This is a genomic window from Aquabacterium sp. OR-4 (assembly GCF_025290835.2).
Taxonomy (GTDB): domain Bacteria; phylum Pseudomonadota; class Gammaproteobacteria; order Burkholderiales; family Burkholderiaceae_C; genus Pseudaquabacterium.
On sequence record NZ_JAOCQD020000001.1, the window covers coordinates 1,265,658 to 1,282,849 of the forward strand.

12 protein-coding genes are annotated in these 17,192 nt (G+C 71.2%); 9 read left to right on the top strand and 3 right to left on the bottom strand.

Going from position 1 to position 17,192, the window contains the following annotated elements:
• Positions 1-101: 101 nt before the first annotated feature.
• From N4G63_RS05390 to N4G63_RS05420, 7 genes are all read left to right on the top strand, one after another.
• Entirely contained in the window at positions 102-977 is an 876-nt protein-coding gene (locus tag N4G63_RS05390) for a branched-chain amino acid ABC transporter permease (RefSeq protein ID WP_260785724.1), read from the top strand.
• 18 nt (positions 978-995) lie between these two features.
• Complete coding sequence (locus N4G63_RS05395) at positions 996-2,072, top strand: branched-chain amino acid ABC transporter permease (protein WP_260785723.1); 1,077 nt, start codon at positions 996-998, stop codon at positions 2,070-2,072.
• A complete protein-coding gene (locus N4G63_RS05400; RefSeq protein ID WP_260785722.1) occupies positions 2,069-2,866 on the top strand; it encodes an ABC transporter ATP-binding protein in 798 nt (265 codons plus the stop codon). The genes N4G63_RS05395 and N4G63_RS05400 overlap by 4 nt, the downstream gene beginning before the upstream one ends.
• A gap of 82 nt (positions 2,867-2,948) precedes the next feature.
• Entirely contained in the window at positions 2,949-3,761 is an 813-nt protein-coding gene (locus tag N4G63_RS05405) for an ABC transporter ATP-binding protein (RefSeq protein ID WP_260785721.1), read from the top strand.
• An 86-nt stretch (positions 3,762-3,847) separates the two neighbouring features.
• Entirely contained in the window at positions 3,848-5,650 is a 1,803-nt protein-coding gene (locus N4G63_RS05410) for an AMP-dependent synthetase/ligase (RefSeq protein WP_314599731.1), read from the top strand.
• Between the two features lie 129 nt (positions 5,651-5,779).
• Entirely contained in the window at positions 5,780-6,904 is a 1,125-nt protein-coding gene (locus tag N4G63_RS05415; RefSeq protein WP_260785720.1) for a DUF7379 domain-containing protein, read from the top strand.
• A gap of 35 nt (positions 6,905-6,939) precedes the next feature.
• Positions 6,940-8,085: an MBL fold metallo-hydrolase gene (locus N4G63_RS05420; RefSeq protein ID WP_260785719.1), complete on the top strand. Its 1,146-nt coding sequence runs from the start codon at positions 6,940-6,942 to the stop codon at positions 8,083-8,085.
• Between the two features lie 52 nt (positions 8,086-8,137).
• Here the strand turns inward: N4G63_RS05420 and N4G63_RS05425 are convergent, their stop codons facing one another.
• Entirely contained in the window at positions 8,138-10,063 is a 1,926-nt protein-coding gene (locus N4G63_RS05425; protein WP_260785718.1) for a methyl-accepting chemotaxis protein, read from the bottom strand.
• 292 nt (positions 10,064-10,355) lie between these two features.
• Positions 10,356-11,228, bottom strand: coding sequence for an ABC transporter substrate-binding protein (locus N4G63_RS05430; RefSeq protein ID WP_443112008.1), 873 nt, complete (start codon positions 11,226-11,228; stop codon positions 10,356-10,358).
• A 177-nt stretch (positions 11,229-11,405) separates the two neighbouring features.
• On the opposite strand from N4G63_RS05430, the gene N4G63_RS05435 reads away from it, so the two are divergent.
• Positions 11,406-12,518, top strand: coding sequence for a response regulator (locus N4G63_RS05435; protein ID WP_260785717.1), 1,113 nt, complete (start codon positions 11,406-11,408; stop codon positions 12,516-12,518).
• Positions 12,518-16,246, top strand: coding sequence for a hybrid sensor histidine kinase/response regulator (locus tag N4G63_RS05440; RefSeq protein WP_260785715.1), 3,729 nt, complete (start codon positions 12,518-12,520; stop codon positions 16,244-16,246). Before N4G63_RS05435 ends, N4G63_RS05440 begins: the two co-directional genes overlap by 1 nt.
• Here N4G63_RS05440 and N4G63_RS05445 read toward each other — a convergent pair.
• Positions 16,240-17,088, bottom strand: coding sequence for a 3-hydroxybutyryl-CoA dehydrogenase (locus tag N4G63_RS05445; RefSeq protein ID WP_260785714.1), 849 nt, complete (start codon positions 17,086-17,088; stop codon positions 16,240-16,242). The genes N4G63_RS05440 and N4G63_RS05445 overlap by 7 nt on opposite strands.
• Positions 17,089-17,192 lie beyond the last annotated feature (104 nt).

Consider the following 17,192-nt stretch of genomic DNA (forward strand, 5'->3'; position numbering starts at 1 on the left):
GCGGCGGGCAGCATGTATGCACAAGACAGCCCGCCACGGCGCCCCTAGTCTCGCGCCCATCGTTGCGACTGGCGGCACTGGTCTGCCGCAGGAGAAGGCGCTTGGAGTTCGTGCAACTGCTGGTATCGGGCACATCGCTGGGCTGCATCTATGCCCTCATCGCGCTGGGCTTCGTGCTGATCTACAAGGCCACCGAGACCGTCAACTTCGCCCAGGGTGAGCTGATGATGCTGGGCGCCTTTGGCGCGCTGGTGCTCATCCAGTGGGGCGGTTGGTCGTACTGGGCCGCCGCGCCGGCCGCGGTGGCCGGCATGCTGGCGCTGGGCATCGCGCTCGAGCGCCTGGTCATCCGCCCGATCCTGGGCCAGCCGCAGTTCACCGTGGTGATGCTGACCATCGGCGTGGGCTACACCGCACGCGGCCTGATCTCGATGCTGCCCGAGATCGGCACCGAGACCAGCACCATCGCCGTGCCCTACAAGGGCCAGGTGCTCACCATCGCCGGGGCGGTGATCAGCGTCGAGCAGGTGGCGGTGATCGGCATGACCGGCCTGCTGTGCGCGCTGCTGTTCCTGATGTTCCGCTACAGCAAGGTGGGCATCGCGATGCAGGCCGCCTCGCAGAACCAGCTGGCGGCCTACTACATGGGCATTCCCGTGCGCCGGCTCAATGGCCTGGTGTGGGGCCTGTCGGCCGCGGTGGCGGCCACCGCCGGGCTGTTGCTGGCACCGATCACCTTCGTGCACGCCAACATGGGCTTCATCGGCCTGAAGGCCTTTCCGGCCGCGGTGGTGGGCGGCTTCGGCAGCCTGCCGGGCGCGGTGGTGGGCGGGCTGGTGATCGGCCTGGTCGAAGCCTTTGCCGGCTTCTACCTGCCCGAGGGCTTCAAGGACATTGCGGCCTATGTGGTGGTGCTGGTGATGCTGGTGGTCAAGCCCAACGGCCTGTTCGGCGGCGCGATGCGCAAGAAGGTTTGACCGGAAGAAGAACAAGACATGCGCTTTCTCTTCAAGACAAGCTACGAGCAGGACATCCGGCTCGTCGAGCACAGCGGCCAGAGCTTCTGGTACGGCCTGCTGGGCCTGGCGGCCATCAGCGCGCCGTTGTGGGCCGGCGACTATGCGCTCAGCCAGCTGAGCTTCATGCTGGTGTACGCCATTGCCGGCCTGGGGCTGATGGTGCTGTCGGGCTACACCGGCCTGGCGTCCATCGGCCACGCCGCCTTTCTGGGCGTGGGCGCCTACACCGAGGCGGTGCTGGCGGCGCGCGGCTGGCCCTTTCCGGTGAGCATGGCCTTTGCGGCGCTGCTGTCGGCCGCGGTGGGCGTGGTGGTGGGGCTGCCGGCACTGCGGGTCAAGGGCATCTACCTGTCGATCGCCACGCTGTCCTTCGGCTTCATCGTCGAGGAGGTGCTGGCCCGCTGGGAAAGCGTCACCAAGGGCAATGCCGGGCTCAGCGTGGTCAAGCCGCAGTTCTTCGGGCTCGATCTGGGTTCGTCCACGGCCTTCTACTTCATTGCCCTGGGCACCTGTGCCGTGGTCACGCTGGGGGTGATGAACCTGCTGCGCTCGTCCACCGGCCGGGCCTTCATCGCCATCCGCGACAGCGAGATCTCGGCGCAGAGCATGGGCATCCACCTGGCCGGCTACAAGACCTTGTCGTTTGCGCTGTCAGCGGCCATCGTGGGCCTGGCCGGCGCGCTGTATGCGCACAAGCTCAGCTTCATCTCGCCCGACCAGTTCGGCATTGCCCAGTCGATCGACCTGCTGCTGCTGGTGGTGGTGGGCGGCCTGGGCTCGGTACACGGCGCGTTTTTTGGCGCGGTGTTCCTGATCGCCATGCCGCAGGGCATTGCCGTGGCCAAGGACTGGCTGCCGCCGGCCATCGGCCAGGCCACGGGCCTGCAGGCGGTGGTGTACGGCCTGGTGCTGATGGGCTTTGTGCTGTTCGAGCCGATGGGCCTGTACGGCCGCTGGCTCAAGGTGCGCACCTGGCTGCAGCTGTTCCCGTTCTACCGCAAGGGCATGTTCAAGCGTCAAAAGAGCTACACCAAGTCAGAGAGGCTGAAATGAGCGCGCTGCTGGAAGCCAGGGATCTGAGCGTGCGCTTTGGCGGCGTGCTGGCGGTCAACAAGGTCAGTTTCGATGTGCAGCGTGGCGAGGTGTTCACGCTGATCGGGCCCAACGGCGCCGGCAAGACCACGGTGTTCAACCTGATCAGCCGCATCTACCAGCCCACCACCGGATCGCTGGCCTTCGACGGCCAGCCGCTCGATGCGCTGGCGCCGCATGCCATCGCGGCGCTGGGCATTGCACGCACCTTCCAGAACATCGAGCTGTTCGAGCACGCCACGGTGCTGCAGAACCTGCTGATCGGCCACCACATCCACTGCCGCGCCGGCTTCTGGAACAACCTGCTGTTTCTGCCCGCTGCCCGCCGCGCCGAGCTGAGCGCGCGCCGCCGTGCCGAGGAGGTGATCGACCTGCTCGACCTGCAGCACTACCGCGACAGCCATGTGGCGGGCCTGCCCTACGGCAAGCGCAAGGTGGTGGAGCTGGCGCGGGCGCTGTGCACCGGCCCCAAGCTGCTGCTGCTGGACGAACCCTCGTCGGGCCTGAACGTCGAAGAAACCGAGGACATGGCCTGGTGGATCCAGGACATCAAGACCGAACTGGGCATCACGGTGCTGATGGTGGAACACGACATGACCCTTGTCTCGCGCGTTTCCGACCGCGTATTGGCCATGAACCAGGGCGAGGTGCTGGCGCTCGGCACCCCGGCCGAGGTGCAGGCGCATCCCGGCGTGATCGAGGCCTACCTCGGCACCGTGGACGATGTGTCCGCGCTGCGGAGGCAGGCGGCATGAGCGCGCCGGGCCGCTCCCCAGCGCGAATCCCGGCGCGAATCCCGGCGCGAATCCCGGCGCGCATCGCGCGGAGGGTCGTCCAATGAGCGCCGTGCTGCAAGCCGCGGCACCGGCTGCCGCCGCCAATGAGGTCTTGCTCAGCCTGGCCAATGTGGAGAGCGCCTACGGCCCGATCAAGGCCATCCGCGGCGTCAGCCTGAAGGTGCGGCGCGGCGAGATCGCCACCGTGCTGGGCAGCAACGGCGCGGGCAAGAGCACCATCCTCAAGACCATCTCGGGCGTGCTCGACCCCTTGCGCGGCACGGTGCAGTTCAAGGGCCAGGACATCACCGGCCGCGATCCCGCCGAGATCGTGCGCCTGGGCCTGGTGCATGTGCCCGAGGGGCGCGAGGTGTTTCCGCTGCTGAGCGTGCGCGACAACCTGCTGATGGGCGCCTTCACCCGCAACGACAAGGACGGCATCGCGCAGGACATCGAGCGCGTGTTCGGCTACTTTCCCATCCTGAAGGAGCGCGAGCGCCAGGATGCCGGCCTGCTGTCGGGCGGCCAGCAGCAGATGCTGGCGATCAGCCGCGCGCTGATGGCGCGGCCCGAGCTGATCCTGCTCGATGAGCCCAGCCTGGGCCTGTCGCCGCGGCTGACCAAGGAGATCTTCGAGATCGTGGTGCGCATCAACCGCGAGCGCGGCACCACCATCCTGCTGGTCGAGCAGAACGCCAACATGGCGCTCAATGCGGCCGACTACGGCTACGTGCTCGAGAACGGCCGCATCGTCATGGAAGACCCCTGCGATGTGCTGCGCGAGAAGGAGGACATCCGCGAGTTCTACCTCGGCATGAAGGAGTCCGGCGTTCGCGGCGAGCGCCGCTGGAAGAAGAAGAAGACCTGGCGATGAGCACTTCACTCGACCCCCACCGCATCGTCACCGCCACCCGGCCCGGCTGGGTGCCCGAAAGCCTGCCTTTTGACACGGTGGCCAGGATGTTCTGGCACCGCGTGCAGGAGATGGGCGACGCGGTGATGATGCGCCAGAAGGACCTGGGCCTGTGGCGCAGCTACAGCTGGAACGAGGTGGCCAGCATCGTCACCGAGATCGGCGCCGGCCTGGCCAGCCTGGGCTACCAGCCGGGCGAGGTGATCTCGGTGCTCAGCAACACCTGCCGCGAGTGGGTGTGGACCGATCTGGCCGGGCTCAGCATGGGCGGCGCGGTCAATGGCATCTACCCCACCGATGCCGCGGTGCAGGTGCAGTACCTGTGCGCCGATTCGGGCAGCGTGTTCCTGTTCGTCGAAGACGACGAGCAGCTCGACAAGTGGCTCGAGATGCGCGAGCAGCTGCCGCGCCTGCGCAAGGTGGTGGTGTTCGACATGGAAGGCCTGGGCCAGTTCGATGACCCGCAGGTCATCAGCCTGGCCGCGCTGCGTGCGCTGGGCCGCGACCACCTCGCGCAGCACCCGGGGCTGCTGGCCGAGCGCCTGGCCAGCCGCGGCCCGGACGATCTGGCGGTGCTGGTCTACACCTCGGGCACCACCGGCCGGCCCAAGGGCGCCATGATGCTCAACCGCAACCTGTGCGCGGTGCTGGCGTCCACCAACCCGGGCCTGTTCCAGGGCCTGCCCGAGGCCGAGGAGCGGGTGGCGTTTCTGCCGCTGTGCCACATCGCCGAGCGCCTGATCGGCGAATACGTGTCGATCTACCGCCGCTCGATCCTGAACTTCGTCGAGAACCCCGAGACGGTGTTCGAGAACGTGCGCGAGGTGCAGCCGCATGTGTTCTTCGCCGTGCCGCGGGTGTGGGAGAAGATGTACTCCAGCGTCAGCATCGCCTTGAAGGAGGCCGGCCGGCTGCAGCAGCTGGCCTACGGCTGGGCCATCGGCGTGGGCAGCCGCGTGGCCGCGCTGAAGGAGCAGGGCGCCACGCCGGGCGGCCTGCTGGCGCTGCAGTACGCGCTGGCCCGCATGGCGGTGCTGGGCAATGTGCGGCGCATGCTGGGGCTCAACCGCGTGCACCTTGCGCTCACCGGCGCGGCACCGATCTCGCCCGAGCTGATCCGCTGGTACCTGGCGCTCGGCATCCCGCTGCGCGAGGGCTGGGGCATGACCGAGACCGCCGGCGGCGGCACCGTGACCCCGTACGACGCCACGCGGCCCGGCAGCATCGGCATTCCGGGGCCGGGCGTCGAGATGCGCATCGCGCCGGTCACGCACGAGATCCTGCTGCGCGGCGGCAACCGCTTTGCGGGCTACCTCAACCTGCCCGAGAAAACCGCCGAGGCCATCGACGCCGAAGGCTGGCTGCACACCGGCGACGTGGGCCGGGTCGACGCGCAGGGCTGGTTCTACATCACCGACCGCATGAAGGACATCATCATCACCGCCGGCGGCAAGAACATCACGCCCAGCGAGTGGGAGAACCAGCTCAAGTTCAGCCCCTACGTCACCGACGCGGTGGTCATCGGCGACAAGCGCGCCTACCTCAGCTGCCTGGTGATGATCGACGAGGACAACGTGGCCCAGTGGGCGCAGGATCGCGACGTGCAGTTCAGCGACTTCAAGAGCCTGTGCCGCGCACCCGAGGTGATTGCGCTGATCGGCGACGAGATCGAGAAGGTCAACAAGGCCTTCGCGCGGGTCGAGCAGATCAAGCAGTTCCGGCTGATCGAGCAGCGCCTGACCGCCGAGGACGAGGAGCTCACGCCCACCATGAAGCTCAAACGCTCGCTGATCAACAAGAAGTACGCCGACTTGATCGAGGGCATGTACAAGGGCCAGGCCGCCGCCTGACGCCGCGCTGACGTTGATCTGACGCAGACCCCGGCACGCCCGCCTGGGCGCCAATGCCGCTGGAACGCCGCCGCGCCTTCATCCGCACACCCCGATGGCGTGGGCACCGGCAGCCTCTGGAAGGTGAACATGCGTCACAAGCACGCGCTGCGCGCCGGGCCCGCACCCGGCCGCTGGCCAGGCGCCGAACCATGGCAAACGCCGGCGCTGGCCAGTGCCGCGCTGATCCACGCGCCGATTCACGCGCCGATCGACGCGCTGAGCGATCTGCTGGATGCCGTGGCCGCCGGCGACGGCGCATCGCGCGAGGGCCTGGTGGCCGTGCTCAACGGCCTGCTGGGCGACCACCTGCAGCGCGCCGAGCATGCGCTGGCCACGCCCATGCAGTGGCGCCACCAGGCGGCAGCGCTGGATCTGGCGGCGCCCGGTCTGCAGGCCCGGCCGCGCGTGCTGCTGATGGTGCACGACCTGTGCCTGAACGAGGCCGGCTGGCAGCGCGAGGGCCACGAGCACGGGCCGCTGCTGGCCCGCCACCTGGGCGCCACGCTGCTGCACCTGCGCTACAACAGCGGCCTGTCGGTGGCCGCCAATGGCGCGCGGCTGAACCACATGCTGGAGGCGCTGGCGCACGACTGGCCCGTGAGCCTGCAGGCGCTGGACATCGTGGGCCACGGCATGGGCGGTCTGGTGGCCCGCAGCGCCTGCGCCCAGGCGGCCGTGGGCGGCGCGCGCTGGCCGGCCCGGCTGCGCCGCCTGGTGTTTCTGGGCACGCCGCAGCTGGGCCTGCCGCTCGAGCGCATGGGCTCCTGGCTGCGGCGCGTTTTGGGGCTGCGCTCGGCCTCGGCGCCCCTGGCCCGGCTGGCCGGCTGGCGCAGCGCCGGCATGGCCGATCTGCGCCATGGCGATCTGCTGCCGCCGGGCGGGCAGGGCGGCCGCGGCCGAGGGCAGCCACCGCAGCCACTGCGCCACGCGCAGCCACCACTGCCACCACTGCCGCCCGGCGTGGCCTGCCACGCCATCGCCGGCTGCCTGGGCAGCCGGCTGCACAGCGCCCGGCGCGGCGATGGCCTGGTGCCGCTGGCCAGCGCGCTGGGCCAGCAGCCGCGCAGCGCGCTGGGCCAGCAGCCGCGCAGCGCGCTGGTGCCGCCGCTGCCGGCCACCGCCTGCTGGGTGGGCGAGGGCCTGCACCATCTTGATCTGCTGTCCAGCGCCCTGGTCTACCGGCGGCTGCTGTATGCCTTGTCGGATGGCTGACAGCCGCTTTCAGGGGGCTGCCGCACAATCGCCGCATGTCTGCTCCCGCCCCTTCGGCCGACGGCCGGCCCGATCTGCCCCCCGAGACGCCCGACGAAACCGCCGCCGAGCCGCCCTACAAGCTCGACTACCCCTGGGACGCACCGCCGCAGCCGGGTGAGCCACGCGAGGTGGCGCCCGGCGTGCTGTGGCTGCGCATGCCGATGCCCTTTGCGCTGAACCACATCAACCTGTGGCTGATCGCCGACGACGACGCGCAAGGCCCCGGCTGGGCCCTGGTGGACACCGGCACCAAGACACCCGAGGCGCTGGCCGTGTGGCGCGGCCTGATCGCCCCCGACGGGCCGCTGGCCGCCACGCCGCAGGGCGCACGCATCACCCGCATCTTCTGCACCCACATGCACCCCGACCACGTGGGCATGGCCGGCTGGCTGACGCGCAAGTTCCAGTGCCGGCTGTGGATGACCCGGCTCGAGTACCTGACCTGCCGCGTGCTGGCCGCCGACACCGGCCGCGAGGCCCCCGAAGACGGCGTGCGCTTCTACCGCCAGTGCGGCTGGCCCGAAGAGGCGCTGGATGTGTACCGCGCGCGCTTCGGTGGCTTTGGCAAGTACGTGCACCCGCTGCCCGAGAGCTTTCGCCGCATTGCCGACGGCGAAAGCCTGCGCATCGGCGCACACGACTGGCGGGTGATGGTCGGCCGCGGCCATTCGCCCGAGCATGCCTGCCTGGTGAGCGAGGCACTGGGCGTGCTGATCTCGGGCGACCAGGTGCTGCCACGCATCTCGTCGAACGTCAGCGTGTTTCCCACCGAGCCCGATGCCGATCCGCTGGGCGACTGGATCGAGTCGCTCGAGCGCTTTCACCGCACGCTGGGCGACGATCTGCTGGTGCTGCCGGCGCATGGCGAGCCGTTTCGCGGCCTGCATGCGCGGCTGCAACGCCTGATGCGCGGCCACCACCGCGGCCTGCAGCGCCTGTCACGCACGCTGCGCGAAGGGCCGCGCCGCGCCATCGATGTGTTCGGCGCCTTGTTCGCGCGGCCCATCGACGGCAAGGGCGAGCTGCTGGGCATGGCCACCGGCGAAAGCCTGGCCCACCTGAACCACCTGGTGCAGCGCGGCGAGGTGCGCGCCGAGCCCGACGCACAAGGCGTGCGCTGGTACCACTGGGCGGGCTGAACGCGAGGCGGCCAGCCGGCTCAGGCCGGCGGGCCATCAGGCCCGATGGCCCTCAGGCCGCGGTGCGAAAGCGCGCCACGGCGCCCACCATGCGTTCGGCCTGATCGCGCAGGCTGGCGGCGGCCGCGGCGCTTTCTTCCACCAGCGCGGCGTTCTGCTGCGTCGAGTGGTCGAGCTGGCTGACCGAGGCGTTCACCGTGGCCAGGCCGCTGGCCTGCTCGGCCGTGGCGCGGCCGATCTCGCCGACCAGGCTGCTGACATGGCTGACCTGGCCCACGATCTGCTGCATGGTGTCGCGGGCCTCGTTCACCAGCGCGGCGCCACCGGCCACGGTGGTGGCGCTGTGGCCGATCAGCGACTTGATCTCGCGCGCCGCGCCGGCCGAGCGCTGCGCCAGGCTGCGCACCTCGCTGGCCACCACGGCAAAGCCGCGGCCCTGCTCGCCGGCCCGGGCGGCCTCCACCGCAGCGTTGAGCGCCAGGATGTTGGTCTGGAACGCGATGCCGTCGATGGTGCCGATGATGTCGCCGATCTTGCGCGAGCTGTCGCTGATGGCGTCCATGGTGCTGGCCACACGCAGCATCAGCGCGCCGCCCTGGCCGGCGGTGGTGCTGGCCTGGCTGGCCAGCGTGGTGGCCTGGCTGGCGTTGTCGGCGTTGAGCCGCACCGTGCTGGTCAGCTGCTCCAGCGACGAAGCCGCCTGCTGCAGATTGGCCGCGGCATGCTCGGTGCGGCTGCTCAGGTCGGCGTTGCCGCCGGCGATCTCGGCCGAGGCGGTGCCCAGCGCGCTGCCGCTGGCCTTGACCTCGCTGACCATGCCGGTCAGCTGGCGCATGGCCTGGGCAATGCCATGGGCCAGCTGGCCCATCTCGTCGCGCGCCTCGGTGTGCACGCGGTGGTCCAGCTCGCCGCGGGCCAGGGCCTGCAGGGCGGCCAGCGCACCGGCCGTGCCGCGGCCGATGCTGCGGGTGATGGCCGCCACGGTCAGCATGACCGTGCCCAGCATCAGCAGCAGCAGCGCAAGGGTCAGCACCAGCTCGTTGCGTGCGCCGGCCACGCGCTCGTTGAGCTGGCGGCTCACGCTGGCGAAGGCCAGGTCGGTGAAGCTGTACTGGGCGTCGATGAAGCCGCTCATCGCGTCGAAATAGGCCACCGGCGGCTGGTTGGGGGTCTCGGGATCGATCAGCTGGCTGCGCACCATCGCCACGGCCTGGTCGATGGCGGTGCGGGCCGACTTCATCGGTGCGGCCAGCGTGCTGGCGGTGGCGGGGTCGGCGATGGCCAGCTGGTCGACATAGCGCAGGTACTCCAGCTCCAGCTGGGCGATGCGCTCGAGCAGGGTCTGCAGGCGCACCCGCTCGGCGGGCGTGATGCTCTGGCGCTTGAGCAGCACCGTGCCGGTGGCGCGCGCCTGACCCATCAGCTCGCTGATGCGCGGCAGGGTGTCCACCAGCGCCGCAATCAGGTAGTAGGTGCCGGGCTCGGGATCGAGGATCAGCGTGGCGCCATCGGCCACGTCGGCCAGCATGCGCTGCGCCATGCTCACCAGCTCGGTGTGGCGCTTGAACGAATCGGGCAGCGGCAGGCCGCGTGTGGCGACATCGCGCCGCAGCTCCTGCCAGCCCTGCTCGAGCGTGCGGCGGCGCTCGCCCGCCGCGCCGGCGGCATAACGCGCGGTCTCGGTCATGGCGGTGGCCAAGGCCTTGTCAAGCTCGGCGGCCTGCGCTTCGCGGCGGGCGCCCAGCGCGTCGTTGCCGCCCAGCCAGCCGGCGCTGAGGCCGCGGTGGGTCTGGGTGTGGCGCATCAGGCCCAGCACGGCGCCCAGGGCGGGCACGCCGGCCTGCTCGGTGCGGGCGGTCTGGTAGTCGCTCCAGATTCTGGTGAGCACCATGCCGGCCATCGGCATGGTGAACAGGCCGAACACCAGCGCCAGCAGCAGCACCTTGTGCGCAATGCGCAGGTCACGGAAGAAAGTCATGTCGGTAGCCTCGGGCAATGAACGGCCCAACCCCATGACTGCCAGGCGGGACGCGCGGTATTGCGCTGGTTGTCGGCAGGCAGGCCCTGCGGCTTGAGCGGTCTTTTGCGCAAAGGGCGCGCCGTCGGGCCTGCCCCGCCGCCACGGCACTGTTGCGGTGCATTTCGCGCAGCTTGGCCGCTGAACGGCGAGCGATGGCCGCTAGGGTGACAGCCAATCGCGGCCCGGGTGGCCGCTGGCCTGGTGTGCTATGTCGGCGACACCGCGGCCCGCCGCGCGGCCGCGGCGGCCACTACCGCAGGCCGCCCTGGCGTGCCGCCCAGCCGCCGATGATGGCTTGCAGGCGGGCCAGGCCGTCGGTCAGCGCGGCCGGCCCGGGTTGCAGGATCAGCGGCGACTTGACCTCGTGCAGCTCGCCATCGCGCACCGCCGGCACCGCCTGCCAGCCGGGGCGGGCGGCCACCTGCTCGGGCCGGAACTTCTTGCCGCACCACGAGCCGATGATGATGTCGGGGGCCGCAGCGATCACCTCGGCCGGGTCGGCCACGATGCGCTCGCGCGCCAGCGAGGCGGCAGCCCGCTGCACAAACACGTCGTCACCGCCGGCCACCGCCACCAGCTCGCTGACCCAGCGGATCGCGCTGATCTGCGGGCTGTCCCATTCCTCGAAGTACACCCGTGGCCGCCGCGCCAGGCCCGCGGCCTGCGCGCGCGCCTGCGCCAGCCGCGCGGCGAGCGTGTCGGCATAACGCGCCCCGTCATCGGCCGCGTCCACCAGGGCGCCCAGCCGGCGCACATAGTCGAGGATGCCGTCGACGCTGCGGTGGTTGCTGATCCACACCTCGACGCCGGCGCGGATCAAGGCGGCGGCAATGTCGGCCTGGATGTCGGAAAAGCCGATGGCCAGGTCGGGCTTGAGCTCGAGAATGCGCTCGATCTTGGCGCTGGTGAAGGCGCTGACCCGCGGCTTGTCGCGCCGCGCCTGGGGCGGGCGTACCGTGAAGCCCGAGATGCCGACAATGCGCGCCTGCTGGCCCAGCGCATACAGCACCTCGGTGGGCTCTTCGGTCAGGCAGACAATGCGCTGCGGTCCGCGCCGGGATGGCAGGATGGCAGGTGGGTCGGCGGGCAGTTCGATGGGCAGTTCGGCAGTCACGCCCGGCATTGTGCCCAGCGTTCAGCAGGCACTGAACCACGGGGCGTCAAGCCGGCCGGCGGCGGTCGGCCCGGCCGGGTTGATGTGATAAAAACGTGGGCCTCAGAGGGGCAAGATGGCTGCTCGACAGCCGCGTTTATCCCAGGAACGCCCGGCGCCGGCCGGGCCATGGGCGGGAGCACAACGATGTGGCCGACGCACGGAGCGCAAGCGCTGGTGCTGATCGTGGACGACAACCCCGAGAACCTCACGGTGATCGGTGAACTGCTGCATCCCGAGTTCTCGGTGCGCGCTGCCAATGGCGGCCGCCGCGCCATCGACCTGGCCCAGCTGCACCCGCAGCCCGACCTGATCCTGCTCGATGTGATGATGCCCGACATCGACGGCTTCGAGGTGCTGCGCCAGCTGCGCGCCATGCCCGCTACGGCCGCCATCCCGGTGCTCTTTCTCACCGCGCTGGACGATGCCGACAGCGAGGCCCATGCGCTGCGCCTGGGGGCGGGCGACTTCATCACCAAGCCGATCCGGGCGCCCAGCCTGCTGGCCCGGGTGCGCACCCATGTGGCGTTGAAGCAGGCCCGCAAGCGCCTCGACACCGGCCCGCTGCATGCGCCGTCCGCGGCCGGCTGGCAGCACAGCGGCCTCGGTCTGCTGCAGCAGCTGGCGCGCAGCTGCCACCCCGATGGCCAGCGCCACCTCGAGCAGGTGGCCGGCGTGGTGGCGGTGCTGGGTGAAGAGTTGCGCCGCAGCGGCGTCTACCCCGAGGCGCATGCGCCGGGCTGGCTGCAGGCGCTGGTCCAGGCCGCGCCGCTGCACGACATCGGCAATGCCGCGGTGCCCGAGCGCATCCTGGCCAAGCCCGAGGCGCTGAACGCCGGCGAGTGGAATGCCGTGCGCGCCCATGCCCGGCTGGGCGCCGACGCCCTGGTGCAGCTGACGGTGCAGGACGGCCCCCAGCCCACGCTGGTGCGCTGCGCACGCGAGATCGCCCGCAGCCACCACGAGCGCTGGGACGGCCGCGGCTACCCCGATTGCCTGGCCGGCCTGGCCATTGCGCTGACGGCGCGGGTGACCAGCGTGGCCGACGCCTTCACCGCCATGCTGGCGCCGCGGCCCCATCGGCCGGCGCTGAGCCTGGCGCAGGCGCGCGAGGCCATCCGCGACGGCCGTGGCCAGCAGTTCGATCCCGCCGTTGTGGATGCCTTCGAAGCCCGCTTCGACGCGCTGGCCGCGCTGATGGCGGCGCCGGCCACTGCCGTGCTGGACGAGCCTGGCCTGGCTGCGGGCCTGGCCGCCTGATGCAGCGGCAAAACCAGTCCGCCAGCGCACGCCGCAGCCGCTGGCGCCTGCCGGCCCTGCTGGCCATCACCGTGACCACCGGTCTGCTGTGGCCCGAACGCTGGCCGATGGGCTGGGGCGCCGCGCTGCTGCCGGCCGGCGCCGCCGCGCTGGGCTGGCTGCTGGCCCGGCCACGCCCGGCCAGGGCCGCAGCCCATGCCGTCGCCGTGGGCGCACACGCTGCACGAGCCACGCCAACCGCGCAGAGCGCCCCGGGTGCCCAAGGCGCCCGAGACGCCCGAGACGCCCAAGGCGCCCAAGGCGCCCAAGGCGCCCAAGGCGCCCAAGGCGCCCAAATCGCCCCCGACGCACCCGCCGGCGTGGCCGGGGGCCAGCCCGGCCTGGCCGCGTTGACCGAGGCCGTGGCCTCGGGCCTGGCGCTGCTGGATGGCCGCGGGCGTCTTGTGCAGGCCAATGCCGCCTGGCATGCGCTGGCGCAGCGGCCCGACGACCAGACCGCCGCGCCACCGATGGGCGGCGAGCCGGGCCAGGACTACCTGGCGCTGTGCCACCGGTCCTGCGAGGCCGTGGCCGCCGAGCCCGCCAGCACCGCCGAGGGCGGCGAGGCTGCAGCGCTGATCGCCCCCACCGAGGCCGTGCAGTGGGCGCTCGATCTGGCCGCGCTGCTGGCCCGCGGCGCTGACGGCACGACGCTGGAGCGCGTGTTCAGCGGCCAGGGCGGCTGGGCCGGGCGCAGCCTGCGCCTGCGTGCCCGGGCGGTGGCCGGGGGCGGCGCCGTGCTGCAGGCCGATGACATCAGCGCCGCGCAGCAGGCCGAGCAGCGCTGGCGCGAGTGCGACAGCCGGCGCCGCGCGGTGTTCGAGACGCCCGCCGTGGGCATCGCCGAGAACCGGCTCGACGGCAGCTGGCTCAGCATCAGCCCGCAGCTGTGCGTGCTCACCGGCTACAGCCGCGAGCAGCTGCAGCGCATGGACTTTCGCAGCCTGACCCATCCCGACGATCGCCCGGCCGACTGGCAGGCATTGCAGCGCCTGCTGGATGGCGAGCTCAGCAGCGTCAGCGTCGAGAAGCGCTACCTGCGTGCCGATGGCGGCTCGCTCTGGGTGCGGCGCACCAGCTCGATGGTGCGCGACGCCGCCGGCGGGCCCGACCACGTGGTGTCGGTGGTCATCGACATCAGCGCCTACAAGCAGGCGCAGGCCGAACTGGCCGAGCACCGCGCCCGGCTGGAAGACCAGGTGGCCGAGCGCAGCCGCGCCTTCGAGGACGCCTTGAACGCGCGCCTGGCCAGCGAGCGCTTCCTGCGCTCGGTGGCCGACAACCTGCCCGACATGGTGTGCTACTGGGACACCGCCGGCATCTGCCGCTTTGCCAACAAGGCCTACCGGCAGTGGTTTGCGCCGGCCGGCACCGAGGTGGTGGGCCTGCGCCGCGACCAGGTGCTGGGGCCCTTTGCCTTGCAGCGCGCCGCCGAGGCCTTTGACGCGGCCTGTGCCGGCCAGGGCCAGCAGTGGCACGAAAACTACCCCGGCCCGGACGGCCAGGCGCGCAGCTTCTGGGTGCACTTCGTGCCCGACCGCCTGCCGGCAGCCGGCAGCGAAGGCGCGGTGGCCGGCGTGTTCGTGCTGGCCTCCGACATCACCGACATCCGCGCCGGCGAGTTGCGCCTGTCGGCGCTGAACGAGCAGCTGACCGCCGCGCGCGACCGCGCCGAGCAGGCCAGCCGCGCCAAGACCTCGTTCCTGGCCAACGTCAGCCACGAGATCCGCACGCCGATGAACGCCATCATCGGCCTGACCCACCTGATGCAGCGCGACCTGCACGACGAGGTGGCGCAGGCCCGGCTCGACAAGGTGTCGGCGGCCGCACACCACCTGCTCGACGTGATCAACGACGTGCTCGACCTGTCGAAGATCGAGTCCGGCAAGCTGCGCATCGCGCAGACCGATTTCGCCATCGGCGCCTTGCTGTCGCGGGTGTGCGCGCTGGTCGGCGAGCGCCTGCGCGGCAAGGGCCTGGCCCTGCTGGTGCGCGCCGAGGGCCTGCCCACCGTGCTGCGCGGTGACCCGACGCGGGTCTCGCAGGCCTTGCTCAACCTGATGAGCAATGCGGTGAAGTTCACCGACCATGGCCGCATCGAGCTGCTGTGCACGCTGGAGCCGGTGGCCGAGGTTCAGCCCGGCCCGCCGGCGGCCGATCAGGTGCAGCTGCGCTTCACCGTGCGCGACACCGGCATCGGCGTGCCGACCGAGCGCATCGGCCAGCTCTTCAATGCCTTCGAACAGGCCGACACCTCGACCACCCGCCGCTTTGGCGGCACCGGCCTGGGCCTGGCCATCACCCGCCGCCTGGCCGAGCTGATGGGCGGCGAGGTGGGCGTGCGCAGCGCGCCGGGGCAGGGCAGCGAGTTCTGGTTCACCGCGCGCTTCGAGCCGCCGTCGGGCGGCCTGCACGACCACAGCCTGCCGCCCGAGCCGCCGGCGCTGATCACCACCGGCCTGGCCGAGGTGCGGCTGCGCCACGAGCACCAGCTGCGGGCCCGCCACCAGGGCGCCCGCGTGCTGCTGGCCGAGGACAACCTGATCAACCAGGAGGTGGCGGGCGAGTTGCTGCGCGCAGCCGGCCTGACCGTTGACCTGGCGGCCAACGGGCGCGAGGCCGTGGAGCTGGCCGATGCCTGCCACTACGACCTGATCCTGATGGACATGCAGATGCCCGAGATGGACGGCCTGTCGGCCACCCGCCGCATCCGCCTGCTGCCCCAGCATGGGCGCACGCCGATCCTGGCCATGACCGCCAATGCCTTTGGCGACGACCGCCAGGCCTGCCTGGACGCCGGCATGGACGACCACCTGGCCAAGCCGGTCGATCCGGTGCTGATGTACGCCATGCTCGACCGCTGGCTGCCGGTGCGCGAGGTGGCGCCGCTGGCCCTGGCCGCCGCGCCGCACGATGGCACGCTGCCGGCGGCCGATGGCGCGGGCGACGAGGCCGACCCCTTTGCCGGCATCCCGGGCCTGAGCATGAGCCGCGCGCTGATGTACCTGCCCGGGCGCACCGCGGTCTACGAGCGCGTGCTGCGCCAGTTCTCCGAGCACTACGCCCGGGGCATCGAGGGGCTGGATGCGGCCGTTGCCAGCGGCCGCTGGACCGAGGCGCGCCAGCTGCTGCATTCGCTGCGCGGCGCCTGTGGTGCGGTGGGTGCCAGCGGCCTGGCGCTGCAAAGCCGCGCCATCGAGGCCCGCGTGGACACGCTGAGCGACGATGCCCAGGCCGACGCCGGCCTGCAGCAGACGGTGCAGACCCTGCAGGAAGACCTGGCCTCGCTGGTGACCGCGGTGTACGAGCGCCTGCAGCAGTTGCCGCCATCGGCACCCGCGGCCCCTGGCGGGGCAGCGGCCGGTGCGGGTGCACCGCCGGTGGCCGTGGCCGCGGGCCCGCGGCCCATGGCGCCGGTGCTGCAACAGCAGCTCGACCAGTTGCAGGCCCTGCTGGCGGCGGCCGACTTTCGCGCCGGGGCCCTGCTGCGCGAGATCGAGCCGGCGCTGCTGCGCCACTGTGGCAGCAGCCTGGCCGCCAGCGTGTCGCGCCCGCTGGCCCTGCACGACTACGAAGCGGCGCTGGCCGCGCTGCTGGCCTTGCGCGCAGCGCCTGTGCCTGCCGCGCCCGCCGGCGCCTTGCCGGTGTCAGTACCGGTGTCAGTGCCGGCCGGGGGCAGCGCTCAGTAGCGGTAGACGCCGCGGCCGCTCTTGCGGCCCAGCCAGCCGGCGGCCACCATCTCCTTGAGCAGCGGCGCCGGGCGGTACTTCGAGTCGGCAAACTCGGCCACATACACCTCCATCACCGCCAGGCACACGTCCAGGCCGATCATGTCGGCCAGCGCCAGCGGGCCGATCGGCTGGTTGCAGCCCAGCTTCATGCCGGCGTCGATGTCCTCGGCGGTGGCGGCGCCCTCGGCCAGCACGAAGAAGGCCTCGTTGATCATTGGGATCAGGATGCGGTTGACCACGAAGCCCGGCGCGTTCTTCACCGAGATCGGCGTCTTGCCCAGGGCCACGGCCAGCGCCTTCACCGCGTCGTGCGTGGCATCGCTGGTGGCCAGGCCGCGGATCAGCTCCACCAGCGCCATCATCGGCACCGGGTTGAAGAAGTGCATGCCGATGAAACGATCGGGCCGCGAGGTGGCGGCGGCCAGCTTGGTGATCGAGATCGAGCTGGTGTTGGTGGCGATGATCGCCTCGGCCGGCAGCTGGGCATCCAACTGGGCCAGGATCTTGCGCTTGAGCGCCTCGTTCTCGGTGGCCGCCTCGATCACCAGCGGGCAGGCCGTCAGCGCGGCGTAGTCGGTGCCGGCCTGGATGCGGGCCAGCGCCGCGTCCTTCTCGGCCACGCTCAGCTTGTCCTTCTTGATCAGGCGGTCGAAGCTGCCGGCAATGGTGGCCAGGCCCTTGTCGACGGCGGCCTGCGCCACATCCACCATCACCACGTTCAGGCCGCTTTGCGCGCACACCTGGGCGATGCCGTTGCCCATGGTGCCGGCGCCGATGATGCCGACGGTTCGAATGCTCATGTGTGCTCCTTGCGAGTGACTTGACAGCGGAAATGAAAGCAGGGCAGGTAGCGTGCTGCAACGCAGCAAGCTTACCTGCCCTGTGTGGCGGCGATGCGCCGCCG